The following is a 14,894-nucleotide window of genomic DNA, read 5'->3' as shown; positions in this document are numbered from 1 at the left end:
CCGATACGACCGTCAGTGCTGCTGCCACGGACCATCTGAGATTCCGTTGTTCGACTTCTCGCTTCATCTCCACCGCCTAGTTCGAAACTACTCGTATCAGTACGAGTCGAGTCGAACTTATCATCAGTACGAAGAATCTCCAACAGCGGGTAGACTGCGGGCATGCACACACTTGCGCCGACCTACGCCAATGAGACGGGGCCGCCTGACGAGCTCCCCGAGCGACTGCCGGAGCCTGCGGTGGATGAGATCCGTCTCGAGCGCATCATGGGTGTGCTAGCCGAGCCCCTCAGGCTGACGATCATCCAGAAGCTCCTGCTGTCATCCGAGGACTTCGACCAGACCTGCGGGTGGTTCGGCTTCGACCGGCCCAAGTCCACACTCACGCATCACTTCAAGGCACTGCGCGAGGCCGGCGTCATCACCCAGCGCCAGTACGGCCTCGAGCGACGCAGTCGCGTCCGCCTCGAGGACCTGAACACCCGCTTCCCCGGGCTCGTCGACTTAGTGCTCGACTGGCGCGCAGACGCGGGCTGACCTGCCGGACGGGTCGCTGAGCCGGAGATAGACATATCCAGTGCGATCATCGGATCGAACAGTACGCGCGCATGCCTTGCGGGCCATGTCATTCACGTTAGCTGTATGAGGGCCGGACGTTGGTGACGCCTTTCTGCAAGCGCGACGCCGGCGGCTGGCCGCTCGCGCCTGAATGGGACCGGTGATAGTTGTAGTGGATGTTGCAGACGGCGATCGCTGCCGTGCGGGCGTCCTCGCTGGCGAAGCCCCGGGCGTAGAGCAGCTCCTCGGCCAGGATGCGCTGGTAGCGCTCCACCTTTCCGTTGCGGCGAGGGGTGTATGGCTTGGTCCTCTGGTGCCGGGACTAGTTGCCGACGATCCGGGCGAAGTCGCCGGAGCGATAGCACGCGCCATTGTCTGTGAGGACGCGGTGGATGTGGAAGATGCCGTGTGCGGCGAACCAGACCTTCGCTCGGGCCAGGAACGCCGCCGCGGTGGCTCCCTTCTCGTCGCTCAGCGGTTCGGTGCAGGAGAGCCTGGAGAAGCCGTCGACGGCGGAGTGCAAGTAGATGTAGCCGCGCTTTGCGCCCGCTGATTTGGCGCGACCTGCGGCCTTGGCCTGGTCACTGTCGCGGCCATGGATCTACCAGCCGCCACCGTCGGGGATCCTGCCGACCTTCTTCACATCGAGGTGCACCATGTGGCCGAGCCAGTGGGCCGAGATCTTTCCTGGCTTGCGGTTGTTATCCCCTTCTGGGTCGATGAACCGTCGTTGAGCGAGGCCGAGCCTGGTCAGATGCCGGCTGACGGTTCGGCGGTTGATCGTGACCTCGAGCTCGTCGAGCTCGTCAGTGATGCGTTGGGCTGACCGCTTGTGCTCACGCCGCCAGGTTTCGATCCGCTCGATGACCCAGGCTGGTGTGGCGTTCGGGCTCCGGTGGGGGCTCGATGAGCGGTCGCGCAGCCCGGCATCTCCGGGACGTCGCCATCGGTTGACCCACTTAGATGCGCAGGCACGCGAGATCCCCATCTCGGCGGCCACATGGGCGATGGGACGCGTCTTACATCGCTCGACCAGTCGGCGGCGTCCCTCGAGGCTGAGCGGGGCGTTGGCGTGGCTCATGCGTCCATCTCGTATGAGCGGTCCATCAGGTCGGTCATCGCCTGTTGGAAGTCGCGGCGCTTCTTGTCGCTCCAGCCTGTGGTCAGCTCAACGAACACTTCCTCCTGCCAACGATGCGCTTGGTCCAGCATCGACCGGCCCGCAGAGGTGAGTGATGCTTCGCGTCGTCGGCCATCGGTCGCGGACGCTGCCATGACGAGATACCCGGCTGCGGTGGCGCTCTTGATCAACCGTGACGCGCCGCTCTGGTCGATCCCGATCTCCTGCGCGATCGCGTTCACCGTTGCCGGGCTGGCGCGCAGCCTCAGAGCATGGACAGCCTCGCACACGAGCACGAGCCGCCCCTGCTCACCGCCAGTGTCTGCTGCGGCAGAGCGGCGTGACCAGTGCCTGACGAAATGGAACAGGACCTGTCCCGGGCCGAGGTCTGTCACTCGGTTGCCGCCATCTCGCGGCAGATGTAGGCCAGCTCGAGAGCGGCCTTGAGGTCTGGCAGCCTGAAAGCAGCCGTGACCTTCCCGGCGGCAGCGCGGAAGACGGTCGCTACTCGCGTGGATTCCGTGCTCTCGGGCCAGGTCGCGTCCTCCTCGACCACCATCAGTCGCTCGCTTACAGGGTGCCAGGACCGCGGGACCAGCTTGATCCCCGAGCGCTCCACCCACTCGGCAAACTGCGCAGGCGTGATCGGGCCCGCGCCCTTCGGGCCGAGCACGACGACCGGATCGCCTACCGCACGCTCAGATCGCTGCAGGTCGCGGGCATTGACGCTCGCATGCCACTCGTTGATCGCTTCTTCAAGGTTGGGTTCCATGACCAGAAGTATATGCGATTCGCATGCATCGACGCTCGAGTGGCCGCGACATCAACCTCCTGCCCCGCAACAACTAGCAGGCGCGTCGGGGGCAGCGGCGCACGGCCGTGACATCACAGTGAAAGGCGCAGCACCAAGTTTCGACTCACCTGAGCATGAGCCCCATGACCGATATCCTAGGGAAGCTGATTTCCCTATGGCCGGCAGCTACTCGATCGAGTTCGCGCCCAGCAGTGCCTTGACTTCCGCATAGAGGTCATTCGTCACAGACACCGGGTGGTTGGGGAGATCGAAGTGGACGATGCTCTGCGGCTTGCGCATCTTCAGATGGGTCGCCGTCTCTCCTGGATGCCTTGACAGAATGTCGCCGAGTTCGGTGACCCGTGGTTCCGTGGTGGCGTCTTCTGCAATAAGGATGGTGAATGGCCGGTCGTGCCGGTCGATCATGGCATCCAGGACTTCGATGCCGTCGGCATGGAGGTTGAGTCCCTCGTCACGGACGCTCACTCGTCCGGTCACAGCGACGACTACGTCTTGTTCGAGGGCCGATGAATAGAGCTGGTGCGTCTTGCCCATCACCATGACGGTGACATCAGCGCTCAGGTCTTCAACGCGAACGATCGCGTAAGGATTTCCAGAGGACTTGGCAACACGTTGCTGGACTTGAGTGATCAGACCCGCCACGGTGATGCGTTGACCGTCCTTGGGCGGCTTCTCGCCCAGTAGCTGCTCGATTGCATGGGTCGATCGCTTCGAGAGCTGCTGCTCAAGCCCGGTAAGCGGATGGTCGGAGACATAGAGTCCGAGCATGTCGCGCTCGTGACCGAGCTTCTCGAGCCTTCCCCACTCAGGGAGTGTTGGGATCTCGGCCGACACATCATCGAATCCCTCGCCATCGATCCCGGCGAACAGGTCGTACTGCCCGCGTGCCTCTTCCCGTTTGACGGACGTCGTAGCGTCGACAGCTTCTTTGTGGATGCTGACGAGTGCACGCCGAGAATGGCCGTACTGGTCGAACGCCCCTGCCTTGATCAGCGATTCGACCGCCCGCTTGTTGGTCGCCTCCTGCGGAACTCTCCGGAGGAAGTCGTGAAACTCTTCGAATGGACGCTCTTTCCGGGTGCGCACGATCTGTTCGACCACGTTGCCGCCCACATTGCGGATCGCCTCGAGACCGAAGCGGATGTCTTCGCCGACGGCGGCGAAGTACCGGATCGACTCGTTGACGTCCGGTGGGAGGACGCGGATACCCATCCTGCGGGTCTCCCCGAGGTAGAGCGCCATTTTGTCGCGATTCTCGCCCACACTGGTCAGCAGTGCGGCCATGTACTCAGCTGGGTAGTGCGCCTTGAGGTAGGCCGTCCAGTAACTGAGGAGGCCGTAGGCGGCGGAGTGGGCCTTGTTGAAGGCGTAGTCGGAGAACGGCAGGAGGATGTTCCACAGGGTCGTGATCGCCTCCTCGCTGTAGCCGTTCGTACGCATCCCGGATGAGAACCCCTCGAATTGCTTGTCGAGCTCGGCCTTTTTCTTTTTGCCCATCGCACGGCGCAGCAGGTCGGCCTGACCGAGCGTGAAGCCCGCAAGGACCTGAGCGATGGTCATGACCTGCTCTTGGTAGACGATCAGCCCGTACGTCTTGCCCAGGACCTCATCCAGCGGCTCGGCGAGCTCGGGGTGGATGGGGACGATCTCCTGCTGCCCGGTTTTGCGCAGCGCGTAGTTGATGTGCGAGTTGGCCCCCATCGGGCCTGGCCGGTACAGGGCACCCACAGCGGTGATGTCCTCGAAGTGATCAGGTCGCGCGAGCCGCAGTAGAGACCGCATGGCGTCGCCGTCGAACTGGATGACCCCGAGCGTGTCGCCGCGGCGCATGAGCTCGAAGACGCCGGCGTCATTGAGCGGCAGCTCCTCGAGGTCGATCTCCTCGCCACGGTTGGTGCGGATGTTGTCGAGCGCGTCGCTGATGATGGTGAGGTTCCGCAGACCGAGGAAGTCCATCTTGATCAGGCCGAGGCCCTCACACGTCGGATAGTCGAACTGGGTGATGATCTGCCCGTCTTGGTCCCGCTTCATCAGTGGGATCACGTCCATGAGGGGCTCGCTGGACATGATCACCCCGGCCGCGTGCACTCCCCACTGCCGCTTGAGGTTCTCCAACCCTGTCGCGGTGTCGTAGACGGTCCGAACCTCGGGGTCGGATTCGATGAGAGCCCGGACGTCCTGAGCTTCGGCGTAGCGCGGATGCTCGGAGTCGAAGATGCCGCTGAGGGGGATGTCCTTGCCGGAGACGGTCGGAGGCATGGCCTTGGTGACCTTCTCCCCCATGCTGAAGGGGTGTCCGAGGACGCGAGCAGAATCCTTCAGTGCTTGCTTGGCCTTGATCGTGCCGTAGGTGACGATCTGTGCGACCCGGTCGTCACCGTACTTATCGGTGACGTACTGGATGACCTCGCCCCGGCGGCGATCGTCGAAGTCCACGTCAAAGTCAGGCATCGACACGCGATCGGGGTTCAGGAACCGCTCGAAGATCAGATCGTGGACGAGCGGGTCGAGTCCGGTAATCGTCAGCGCGTAGGCGACCATCGACCCGGCTCCGGAGCCGCGTCCAGGTCCGACGCGGATGCCCTGGCTCTTGGCCCACTGGATGAAGTCGGCGACAACGAGGAAGTAACCGGCGAAGCCCATCTGGAGGATGATCGCGGTCTCGTACTCCGCGCGCTCACGTACCTCCTGGCTGATGCCACCCGGGTAGCGCATGTTCAGTCCGCGCTCGATCTCCTTGACCAGCCAGGTCTCCTCGGTCTCCCCGTCGCGCACGGGGAACCGCGGCATGTAGTTCGCCGAGGTATCGAACTCGACGTTGCACCGTTCGGCGATCAGCAATGTGTTGTCGCAGGCCTCCGCGAAGTCGCGGAACAAGTGCCGCATCTGCGCGGCTGATTTCAGATAGAACTCGTCGGCGTCGAACTTGAAGCGTTTCGGGTCGTCCATGGTTGACCCGGACTGCACACACAGCAGAGCGGCGTGGCTCTTCGCGTCGTCTGCAGCGACGTAGTGCAGGTCGTTCGTGGCCACGAGCGGCAGGCCGAGGTCTTTCGCGATTCTGATGAGGTCGCCCATCACACGCTTCTCGATTCCCAGGCCGTGATCCATGAGTTCGCAGAAGTAGTTCTCCGCCCCGAAGATGTCGCGGAAGTCCGCCGCCGCCTGCCGGGCCTCGTCGTACTGTCCGAGACGAAGACGCGTCTGGACCTCGCTGGAGGGGCAGCCGGTCGTCGCGATGAGGCCCCGTCCGTAAGTGCTCAGGAGCTCGCGGTCCATCCTCGGCTTGAAGTACTGCCCCTCCATCGAGGCCAACGATGAGAGCCGGAAGAGGTTGTGCATGCCCCCGGTCGTCTCCGCGAGCATCGTCAAGTGCGTGTACGCCCCGGCCCCCGACACGTCGTCTCGAGATCCGTCACCCCAGCGGACACGGGTACGCTCCGAGCGGTGAGTGCCTGGGGTCAGATACGCCTCGGTCCCGATGATCGGCTTGATACCAGCGTCCTTCGCGGTCCGCCAGAACTCGAACGCCCCGAAGACGTTCCCGTGGTCTGTCACGGCGACCGCGGGCATGCCCTGACGGGCGGCTTCGTCCACGAGCGGACCGATGTGGGCGGCCCCATCGAGCATGGAGTACTCGCTGTGCACGTGGAGATGGACAAACTCTTCTGTTGGCATCTGCGTCCTTCCGAACAACGCGTGGTTGACCGGTCCAGTTCAACAGTGCATACAGACGTGCATCCAACAACGTGGACATCGGTGCGCCACAACCAGACGTTGTACCCCGTAGAGTGGCGGCATGGATGTGGAAACAGTGAAGACGTTCCTCGCCGTCGCCGAGTTCGGGCAGTTCCAAGAGGCGGCGGCCGAGCTGGGGGTCACCCAACAGGCGATCTCGAAGCGCGTCTCCCGGCTGGAGTCGGAGCTCGGAGTCCGCGTCTTCGCCCGCACGCCGCGAGGAGCGCAGCTCAGCGTCGACGGACAGGCGTTCCTTCCGCACGCTCGGGAGCTGGTTCAGGTTGCGGAACGCGCTGTCGACTCGGTCCATCCCGGACGTCGGGCGCTGCGGGTCGACGTCCTCCACCGAAGGATCGCGCCCTCAGTGCTGATGCGCGAGTTCCACCGGAGCAACCCCCACATGCTGCTCGACGTCGTAACCCTTGGCACGGCCAGCGTCATCCACGCGATCGACGCGATTCGCGCAGGCACCATCGATGCCTCTTTCCGCGCGGTCCTGCACGAATCGCCGGACCAGTGGACTGACATCGCTGCACCCCGGGTCTTCGAATCACGAATGGAGGTACTCGTCGGCCCACATCATCCGCTTGCCTCCGCCAAGTCGCTGGCACCTCATGACCTGCGGGCCCATCGCATCTGGATCCCAGGGATCCTGCCAGGAACCGAATGGGCTCACTACTACGACAGGCTCGCTGCCGATTTCGATCTCAGTATCGATGGCGTTGGCCCGCATTTCGGCGACGAGGCCTTGCTCGAGGAGATCGCTGACTCGAAGTCCCTGATGACGTTCGTGGGCGACAGGGATCGCTACCTCTGGCCGACGCATTTCGACCTTCGCCGAATCCCGCTGAGGGATCCAGCTCCGATCTACCCCTACTCGCTCGTGTACCGCAAGGACAACGCACATCCCGCGATCCCGGGGCTACTCAACTACTTCAAGAGTCTGGAGAGCACTTCTGCGGGCACAACCTGGCTTCCCTAGCCTCACGACAGAAGCATCCACCGCGCCTGTGCCGTCGAGCTGTCGCCCCGCAACGTCTCCGTTCGCTGTACGTCAAAGTCACTCGGTGTCAGAAGTGCGACCGTCCTCACCACCCGGAGTCGGGACGAACGATCTGTCACCTCCTCTTCGCGCTATGGTCGTGCCATCACGATCAGCCCGCTGCAAGGCGGGGCTAATTCTAATCGCGGGGAGTACACCGCCGTTGCGGAACTGATGTCTATAAGACTCGGCCTCGTCACAACCCTTCGATTGAGCACAATCACGATCAACGCGCCATGCGAACCGATCTGCGCCTCATAGATCGTAGTTCGGACCGGGCCAGCCCGTGCTAGACTGAAATCACTACATCCCCCACGCCTCTCCGAGATGCGCACTTGGGGGATTTTCTCTGCCCATGTCCACGAGGTGGGCCAATGACTCGCCACGACGCTCGACTCGCCCACCTCGTCCGCGGGGGACCCTTCACTACGACAAGCCGCCCATGGCGCTGGACGAACTCGTTGACCACCTCGCCCACCGTGTCCTGGCTCGAGGGAGACGATGCGCTGCCGGAGAAATCGAGGAAGTGGCTCTACCCCTCCTCGTATCCCTGCAGACGGCTCTGGAGACGATCTCCCCCAGTAGCGGCTGGTCGCGACGGCTCCACGGACTGATCGATTCCCGACTCCCGGTGAACCTGCGCGGCATGGGAATCCCTCAAGACTGGGCCGATGCCCCGTCCTGACGTCTACACCTCGACTGAGCCATATACAGAAGACGCATGCGCCCTGCCAGGCCGAAGCCTGACGGGGCGCATGCGTGAGAGGCTGGAGCTACATGCGGCCGTCCGCGTCAGCGTCCAGATCGTCTCGTGTCTGAGCCGATCGGCTCAACTACCGGCAAGTTGCCGCAGCACGTACTGTTACATGCTTCGATAGCTTCTTTTGGTGCCGTTTCACCGTTCCGGCGTCAATGCTGCTTCCATTGGAGGCGCAAAACTCCTGGTCAGAGGTACTTTGTTAGACACTATTGGGCACTACCCTGCAGTTGGTGAAGCACCTCCGTTGACATGCTTCGGTTGCGGTATCTATTCCCCCAATCCGCAGGCCGGCCGAAATAGACCTTGGCCCGCATCCTGCACAAGCGATTCGTTCTGGAAGAGGCATCTTCCGTGACCGCCACTAGTAGTCACTAGTTAGCAACGGACCCGCGTACTCTGTCTGGCTTCACCTGATCAAGTGGCTGACCTCTAAGTCATTGCGAGCCCTGCCAGCGGTCATCATCCCTATGTCGCGATGATGCCTGAGAGCCATTTGGAGCCAATCGGAAGACCTCTGCCACGTTACATACCAACGGACGACGGTGTGCGAAGCTTGAATGCATGACCGAGCTTTCAAATCGAGCCGAGCAGATTGCGGCCCACCTCGTCGGCCACGCGACTGGAACCAAAGCGATTCCCTACGATACGAACGGTCGCCAATCAGCGGTCGATTTCCTACTTGACTGGCCTGATGGTCGCCTCGGTGCCCTCGAGGTCACATTAATTGTCGAAGCAGAATCCATCGCTTGGCAGGGCTTAGCGTCGAAAGAGGGATGGCTCTGGCCTGCAGCAACATCATGGGAGTTCCGGACTAGCAGAGTGAACTTTCCGTACAAACAGACGCGCCGTGTCGCCCTCAGAGCGGTGGAACTCTGCGACCAGTGGTCCGTTGATAGCCCCGCAGAATTGCCAGCTGAAGTCCTGGCCGACGAACAGGGGCTGATCCAGTTTCTTGCTGACAACATCGGGAACCTTCGACGCACACACTTCAGGCCTGGCATCAGGCTGTACCAGAGCACACGAGCAGAGTTCATGGACGCGGCAGCCCAGGACTTCGGACAGGTCGTAGAATCCTGGCACCAACAGCCGCACATGGGTTCGCACATCGAGAAGCTGAAGAAAGATCCAGCAGTCTCGGAGCGGCATTTATTCCTCGTTGCCGTCGACGAGGCTCTCCCCGCGCGATATTTCACCGACGACTTCAATGCCCCTTCGGTAGTGCCTAAGGGATTCTCCGGCGTGGACGCAATTTGGGTTTGGTCCAACTTCTGGCATCGATACTTGCGATGCCAGGACAAGACGTGGACATGGATGCCATTCCCTCACATCGAGCGATGAACATGGAAGGACTCAGAGGGCGTCGGAAGCCGGGGGGGTGCCCCTATGGTTTTCGTCAAGGGGTGACGGGGGCTTCTTCGAATAGTCTTGCCGGCTGATGCTGGGCAGTACTGATTGGTCCGGGACCGGAGTCTCGGACTGGACGTGGGCGCTTGTGAACCTGTCTACGCGGCGGTGGCCTCCATCGGTACGTGGAAATAGGCACCGTCACACAGCATCGCGAACAACACGTTGCAGCGTCGACGACCCAACGCGATCAGGGCCTGGTTATGCTTCTTGCCCTGGGCGCGTTTCCGGTCGTAATACGTCCTCGACAACGGGTCTTTCAACGCTGCGAATGCCGATAGGAATAGCGCCCGTTTGAGCACTTTGTTGCCCCGGCGGGACGAATGATCACCACGGATCGACGTCCCCGATCTCCACGTCACCGGTGCCAAACCGGCGTAAGAGGCCAAGTGCCCGGCGGTGGCGAAGTCCTTGCCCACGACCTCGGTCAGGATTCTCGCCGCTGTCCTGACGCCGACTGCCGGCATCGACGTCAGGAGCTCGAAAAGAGGATGCGATTCCACCAACTCCTCGATCCGTGCAAAGACCTCGTCCCGCGACGACCTCGTCTGAGCCAAAGCTGTGGCCAGTTGCGGTAGGACGATCCCTGCCGCATCGGTGCCCGCGACCACCACAGTCTGCTCTTCCAAGGCGGTGAAAATCGCTGTCGCCCAGCGTTTCCACGCTCTGGGTGCGTGTTTGGCCAGCAGTGTCTCAACCCGGCGTTTACCGGCCCGACGTAAAGCCTTCGGAGTCGGATACTTCACCAGCAGCGCCGTCATCGCAGGATGGTCCAAGTGAGCACCGATGACAGCCTCCAGTCCGGGATGGATCTGTGTCAGCAGACCACGAATCCTGTTCGATGTTGCCGTGGCCAGTTTCGCGAGATCGTCGTCGTAACCGCACAACATGGAAAGCTCTGCGACGTTTTCATCACTGACCCGAATCCCCCGCAAGGTATGCGGCATGGTCCGAGCAGCTTCGGCGATGATCGCAGCATCCCTGGCATCAGTCTTCGCCTCTCCTGGATGCAGGTCAGCGATGCGACGCATCGCTAACCCGGGCAGGTAGCCCACAGTGATGCCGGCCGCTTGTGCAACAGCGACGGGCAGTGCTCCGATCGTGGCGGGCTGGTCCACGACGACGAGGAGTGTCCCGTGGGTACGCAGCTTGCCGAGCAGGCCCCGGAGCTTCCCCTCGTTCTGGGGCAGGGCCTTCGACAGGATTTGGGTGCCGTCCCTGGCCAGAGCCACGGCGTGGTGGTCGTGTTTGCCGACATCGATGCCGATGAATACGTCGATCTCAGCGTGGTTGGTGATCATGTCACTCATCTTCTTCGACTGGTGTGACTGCGGTTATGAGTGGTTCGGCTGGCCGGTGGTGTTAGGTGTGGCTCCGGGGTTCGGCATCCACGTTACGGTCGGGCTCAAGGCATGTGTTCTGCCAGTGGTTCTGGCCCCTATTAGCGATTTCCCTGGTGCCTTCGACTCCCGGTGACAACACCCCCCGGACCATGAATGGCTGGGGGCATGAATCATGCCGGGAATCTTAGGCCAGCGACCCCTTCTATCCTGACGGATTGTGAGGCTACTTAAAAGGTAACGGGGGTATCGAAAATCGCAGGTCCCACAAGGAAAAATTGAGAGAAGCACAGATCACGGTAATGCCACTGTTTCAGACGAACCATCCCGCTACGGTCATTGGGTAGCCAGTCCCCTCTACTTGATCCCGTAAGGGTCGCGCTGTCGCTGCCGGTAGTCGCGGATAAACCCAGCGACAGCCGTGTACGACCGACCCAGGATCTGGGCACGTTCCGCGATTGATAAATCTGAGCACGTGTACGCAGTCACCGCGTATTCGCGAGTCCAAGGCCGCCACTGATTCGTCGCTAAAGACCGCCCGAACTTCCCTACCGCAGGCTTGACCCCCATTCCCGGAACCACTTCCCCAAAGTTGACTCGTTCACACCGGTCGACAGGGCAACGTCGGCGATGCTTTCACCAGCCACTCGACGCTCAGTCACATCGTCACGCACGCGTTCTTTGGTCTCTCGCGTTGTGTACCGTCGAGTCGTTTCTGGACTCACCCCACGCTTGTACCGCGCGTAGCACCGCTTGCAGAGACCCCGTGCCACTAGAGCACGGTCGCACCACACGACGGCGCACACGCTCATTCTGTCCTCATCTTCGAGACCATGCACGTTACCCGAGGGTCTAGCCCCACGGTCACGACACGGCCCCCACCACTCAGCTCACACTGAGTGTTGGGGGCCTTTCGTCGTAACCGATCACATCTTGCCGGCCATAATCCTGCGAACAGTCAGCAGCTCTTTCTCAGTCACACCGCACCGTGCTTCGCAGTGCAACTTCGAGGTGATCGTTTCCCTCGATCCGAAACCGGAAACTGGTGCTTCATCAATGAGTGGGCTCTTACATTTAGGGCAGGGATACTGAGCGGTCTTCATAAAGGTGACTACTTTCGTCAGGTGCCAAACGGTGAATGCCGCGACACGAGCTAAGTGAATTCATGCTGACGCCTGCGAAAGCATGTGGCCACAGACCTCCCTGTGCCTGCCTCTATTGTAACCGAGTGAAAATTTGGCGCTTTCGATACGGGTATTTCGCAAGATCGTGTTTGGTTGCCAGCCGATCGTACATACGTAGCAATCGCGCTCGTCGATGTTCCATACTGTTGTGAACTACGAATAAAGAGGTGAACGTTGAATCCAGAAGAACATCTTCGAATGACTGGCAGGATCTCGGGCATGGCAGACGCCATAGGCCCTACCGGCAGTGCCCGCTCCGTGGATGAAGTTGACGAAGAATTCCGGCGAATCTACGAAGACGATCAGGAGTAGAGATTCTGAGTGGCTATCGGCCTTGGGCTTCCTTCCACTCTTTTGCATCTCACCTGCGAGGGCACATTGCCCTCATTTCGCACAGCCACAACTGCTCACTCACTTCATGCACGAGAACCAGCTGGAAGACATGTGCACCTATGTTATTGCGTTTTCATCAGTATTCATATGTCGGCACGCCGCACCGATGAGTCCAAACTTCGCTCCGCCATCGCATGCACGCTCCACTTTCAAAGCCTTACCCATTCCTAAGTAGATGAAAGACTCATAGCTTTGGGCGGCCTCCAGTCTTCGTCTTGCCAGATAGAATTGGCAGGTACCGATTTTCAAGGAGCACATTTCTATGGCTGGTCGTCCTCGTTCGATAATGGAGACTGCATATGCGGACATTAAACATCGAATCATGGTGCTCGAGCTAGAGCCGGGTATGCCGATCGATGACATTAGCATCAGCAAGGAGCTTGGTGTCAGCAGGACTCCGGTGCGTGAGGCCCTCTTCCGTCTGTCGACGGAAGGTCTCATTCTTTCCGATAGCGGCAAGAGCGGATTCTTCGTTCGGCCTATGGACCTGGTCAGTGTGTCGAACCTGTTCGAAGCACATATGGTCACCGCGCGTGCCATCGCGCGCCTCGTAGCTGTCAGGGCGACGAGGGAGAATCTCGACGAAATGAAGACGGCGGAGCAGGCGGTAGTCAGGGCGATCTGGGATGAGGATCCTGCCGCTGTCGCGTCCACGAACGCCCACCTTCATCGGTTGGAAGCAACTGCATCGAAGAATTCGTTCTTGGAGAGCCTTGCACTGTCGATTCACGATCACGGTCAGCGAATTGGGTTCCTCGCTTTTGGTGGCCGGACATCGTGGGATCTACTCCGGGACCATTTTTCCAAGGTCCAAGGCGATCATCACGAACTCATCGCGGCGTATGAGGCCCGTGACCCAGATCTTGCCGAAGAGATCGCAGGCCGGCACGTTCTGCTGTTCCGTGATCGCATCATGGCATTCATGAAGATGGAAACCGTCAATGATGTGAATCTAGGAGGAGATATCCTGTCGTCGGCCCGCTTGGACTGACGACAGGATGTCCATAGGTGCCGGTTACTGAACGCGGCGTGACACTTCGAACAGGCCTTCGGCCTCTTGAGTTTCTCCACGGACCTGTCGGCACATGGCTAGTCCTCGCTTGCCGGTGATCTGGTCCATTGCGCCGGCGAACCAACCTGTGAACATGTAGTCCTGCGACTCTTCTTGACTATCGTCAGCGAAAATCGAGTTGCGTACCTCGATTGTCGCTCGAAGTTCTACGGGATCCAGGTGTCGAACGGTGAACTTCGCCCATCCACGCTTAGAGAGACGGTCAAGGTAGTGACGGAAAATATCCTCGCCGACGAGCCCGTGCGTACTTGCCTCAGCCTCACACCATGTCCAGGCTGACTCGTATCCGGCGGTGTAGAGAATCTGCGCGTAACGCTCAACACCGATTTCGCTTTCGATTGCGCGGTGATTGTTGAGGAAAAAGTGGACCGGCACATAGACCATCGGCAAACCATCTGTGCTCCAGCGTCCAGTCTCCTCATCGACTTCGATCGGGACCTGTGGTGCCTGTGTCATGAGGCCGTGCCCCAGACGTCGCCTAGTAGTTGTAACCAGTTCTCTCCCATGATCTTACGTACTCGATCCTCCGAATGGCCTCGTCGCAGCAAGGTCTCGGTCAAGTTGGGGAATTCTCCAATGGTTCTGATTCCCTCGGGATTGACGATCTCCCCAAATTGAGTGAGCTCGCGGGCGTATCCCTTGTCATGGGTGAGCCACTCGAAGAACGCCTGGTCCTGGCCTTGGGTGAAATCGGTGCCAATGCCGACGGAGTCCTCCCCCACGATGTTCATAATGTATTCGATGCCTTCGGCATAGTCGTCGATCGTCGCTTGTGTTCCCTTCGCCAGGAATGGGGTAAACATTGTTACTCCCACGAACCCTCCGTGATCGGCGATGAACTTCAGCTCTTCGTCTGTTTTGTTCCGGGGGTGGGCCTTGAGCCCGTAGGGAAGGCAGTGCGAGTAGCACACTCGTTTGGATGACTCTTCAATAATCTCGCGGGACGTCACCGCACCGACATGCGAGAGGTCGCAGAGCATTCCGACTCGGTTCATTTCAGCGATGACTTCGCGTCCGAACCCTGAGAGCCCGCCGTCGCGCTCGTAGCATCCGGTGCCGACTAGGTTCTGAGTGTTGTAGCAAAGCTGGACGACTCCGATGCCAAGCTGTTTGAAGATTTCGATGTAGCCAAGCTGATCTTCGAAAGCATGAGCGTTTTGGAAACCGAGAATAATTCCTGTACGTCCCTCTTCCTTTGCAGCTCGGATGTCATCTACGGTGCGGACGGGACGTACCAATTCGCTGCTTTCGGCGATGAGTTGATTCACTTCGATGATGTTGTTGACAGTCGACTGGAATCCTTCCCAGACCGATACGGTGCAGTTGGCTGCGGTCAGTCCTCCTTTTCGCATGTCGACAAAGAGCTCTCGATCCCATTTAGCGATGATGAGTCCGTCAACTACGACGATTTCGTCGTGAAACGCAGTCGTATTGTTCAGTGCCATAGCACTTCCCCTTTCTGAGGCTTG

The 14,894-nt window shown here is 60.3% G+C and carries 11 protein-coding genes and 1 pseudogene; 5 read left to right on the top strand and 7 right to left on the bottom strand.

Going from position 1 to position 14,894, the window contains the following annotated elements; genetic code table 11:
- Positions 1-162 precede the first annotated feature (162 nt).
- Complete coding sequence (locus BLT92_RS17870; protein ID WP_092107781.1) at positions 163-537, top strand: ArsR/SmtB family transcription factor; 375 nt, start codon at positions 163-165, stop codon at positions 535-537.
- A 97-nt stretch (positions 538-634) separates the two neighbouring features.
- Here the strand turns inward: BLT92_RS17870 and BLT92_RS17865 are convergent.
- From BLT92_RS17865 to dnaE, 4 genes and pseudogenes are all read right to left on the bottom strand, one after another.
- Positions 635-1,639, bottom strand: a pseudogene (locus BLT92_RS17865) (IS481 family transposase).
- Entirely contained in the window at positions 1,636-2,073 is a 438-nt protein-coding gene (locus tag BLT92_RS17860; protein WP_092107779.1) for a MarR family winged helix-turn-helix transcriptional regulator, read from the bottom strand. Before BLT92_RS17860 ends, BLT92_RS17865 begins: the two are co-directional and overlap by 4 nt.
- Entirely contained in the window at positions 2,070-2,450 is a 381-nt protein-coding gene (locus tag BLT92_RS17855; protein WP_092107777.1) for a hypothetical protein, read from the bottom strand. The genes BLT92_RS17860 and BLT92_RS17855 overlap by 4 nt, the downstream gene beginning before the upstream one ends.
- 207 nt (positions 2,451-2,657) lie before the next feature.
- Positions 2,658-6,170 (bottom strand): DNA polymerase III subunit alpha, encoded by a 3,513-nt coding sequence (gene dnaE / locus BLT92_RS17850; RefSeq protein ID WP_092107775.1) that lies wholly within the window; start codon positions 6,168-6,170, stop codon positions 2,658-2,660.
- 121 nt (positions 6,171-6,291) lie between these two features.
- On the opposite strand from dnaE, the gene BLT92_RS17845 reads away from it, so the two are divergent.
- The 3 genes from BLT92_RS17845 (at position 6,292) to BLT92_RS17835 (ending at position 9,370) form a co-directional block, all read left to right on the top strand.
- The gene (locus BLT92_RS17845; protein ID WP_092107773.1) at positions 6,292-7,212 is read left to right on the top strand and encodes a LysR family transcriptional regulator; all 921 of its coding nucleotides are present in this window, start codon (positions 6,292-6,294) and stop codon (positions 7,210-7,212) included.
- A 502-nt stretch (positions 7,213-7,714) separates the two neighbouring features.
- On the top strand, positions 7,715-7,957 hold the full coding sequence (locus tag BLT92_RS17840) for a hypothetical protein (RefSeq protein ID WP_092107771.1): 243 nt from the start codon (positions 7,715-7,717) through the stop codon (positions 7,955-7,957).
- Between the two features lie 636 nt (positions 7,958-8,593).
- Complete coding sequence (locus BLT92_RS17835) at positions 8,594-9,370, top strand: hypothetical protein (RefSeq protein WP_092107769.1); 777 nt, start codon at positions 8,594-8,596, stop codon at positions 9,368-9,370.
- Positions 9,371-9,534: 164 nt separating this feature from the next.
- Here BLT92_RS17835 and BLT92_RS17830 read toward each other — a convergent pair whose 3' ends face one another.
- Positions 9,535-10,737, bottom strand: a complete 1,203-nt coding sequence (locus BLT92_RS17830) for an IS110 family RNA-guided transposase (RefSeq protein WP_092107767.1) — start codon at positions 10,735-10,737, stop codon at positions 9,535-9,537.
- A 1,878-nt stretch (positions 10,738-12,615) separates the two neighbouring features.
- Between BLT92_RS17830 and BLT92_RS17820 the strand changes: the two genes are divergently transcribed.
- Complete coding sequence (locus BLT92_RS17820) at positions 12,616-13,344, top strand: GntR family transcriptional regulator (protein ID WP_092107763.1); 729 nt, start codon at positions 12,616-12,618, stop codon at positions 13,342-13,344.
- Between the two features lie 24 nt (positions 13,345-13,368).
- Here the strand turns inward: BLT92_RS17820 and BLT92_RS17815 are convergent, their stop codons facing one another.
- A complete protein-coding gene (locus BLT92_RS17815) occupies positions 13,369-13,881 on the bottom strand; it encodes a DUF5943 domain-containing protein (RefSeq protein ID WP_092107761.1) in 513 nt (170 codons plus the stop codon).
- A complete protein-coding gene (locus tag BLT92_RS17810) occupies positions 13,878-14,870 on the bottom strand; it encodes a dipeptidase (RefSeq protein ID WP_092107759.1) in 993 nt (330 codons plus the stop codon). Before BLT92_RS17810 ends, BLT92_RS17815 begins: the two co-directional genes overlap by 4 nt.
- Between the last annotated feature and the right edge of the window lie 24 nt (positions 14,871-14,894).

It is taken from the genome of Brevibacterium picturae (assembly GCF_900105045.1).
GTDB lineage: Bacteria > Actinomycetota > Actinomycetes > Actinomycetales > Brevibacteriaceae > Brevibacterium > Brevibacterium picturae.
This window is presented reverse-complemented; position numbering and strand designations above follow the sequence as displayed.

Excerpts from the sequence above, each read along its gene's own strand:
- dnaE (WP_092107775.1), bottom strand. The coding sequence starts at position 6,170 with ATGCCAACAGAAGAGTTTGTCCATCTCCACGTGCACAGCGAGTACTCC.
- BLT92_RS17830 (WP_092107767.1), bottom strand. The coding sequence starts at position 10,737 with ATGATCACCAACCACGCTGAGATCGACGTATTCATCGGCATCGATGTC.
- BLT92_RS17855 (WP_092107777.1), bottom strand. The coding sequence starts at position 2,450 with ATGGAACCCAACCTTGAAGAAGCGATCAACGAGTGGCATGCGAGCGTC.
- BLT92_RS17870 (WP_092107781.1), top strand. The coding sequence starts at position 163 with ATGCACACACTTGCGCCGACCTACGCCAATGAGACGGGGCCGCCTGAC.
- BLT92_RS17820 (WP_092107763.1), top strand. The coding sequence starts at position 12,616 with ATGGCTGGTCGTCCTCGTTCGATAATGGAGACTGCATATGCGGACATT.
- BLT92_RS17845 (WP_092107773.1), top strand. The coding sequence starts at position 6,292 with ATGGATGTGGAAACAGTGAAGACGTTCCTCGCCGTCGCCGAGTTCGGG.
- BLT92_RS17810 (WP_092107759.1), bottom strand. The coding sequence starts at position 14,870 with ATGGCACTGAACAATACGACTGCGTTTCACGACGAAATCGTCGTAGTT.
- BLT92_RS17835 (WP_092107769.1), top strand. The coding sequence starts at position 8,594 with ATGACCGAGCTTTCAAATCGAGCCGAGCAGATTGCGGCCCACCTCGTC.
- BLT92_RS17815 (WP_092107761.1), bottom strand. The coding sequence starts at position 13,881 with ATGACACAGGCACCACAGGTCCCGATCGAAGTCGATGAGGAGACTGGA.
- BLT92_RS17840 (WP_092107771.1), top strand. The coding sequence starts at position 7,715 with ATGGCGCTGGACGAACTCGTTGACCACCTCGCCCACCGTGTCCTGGCT.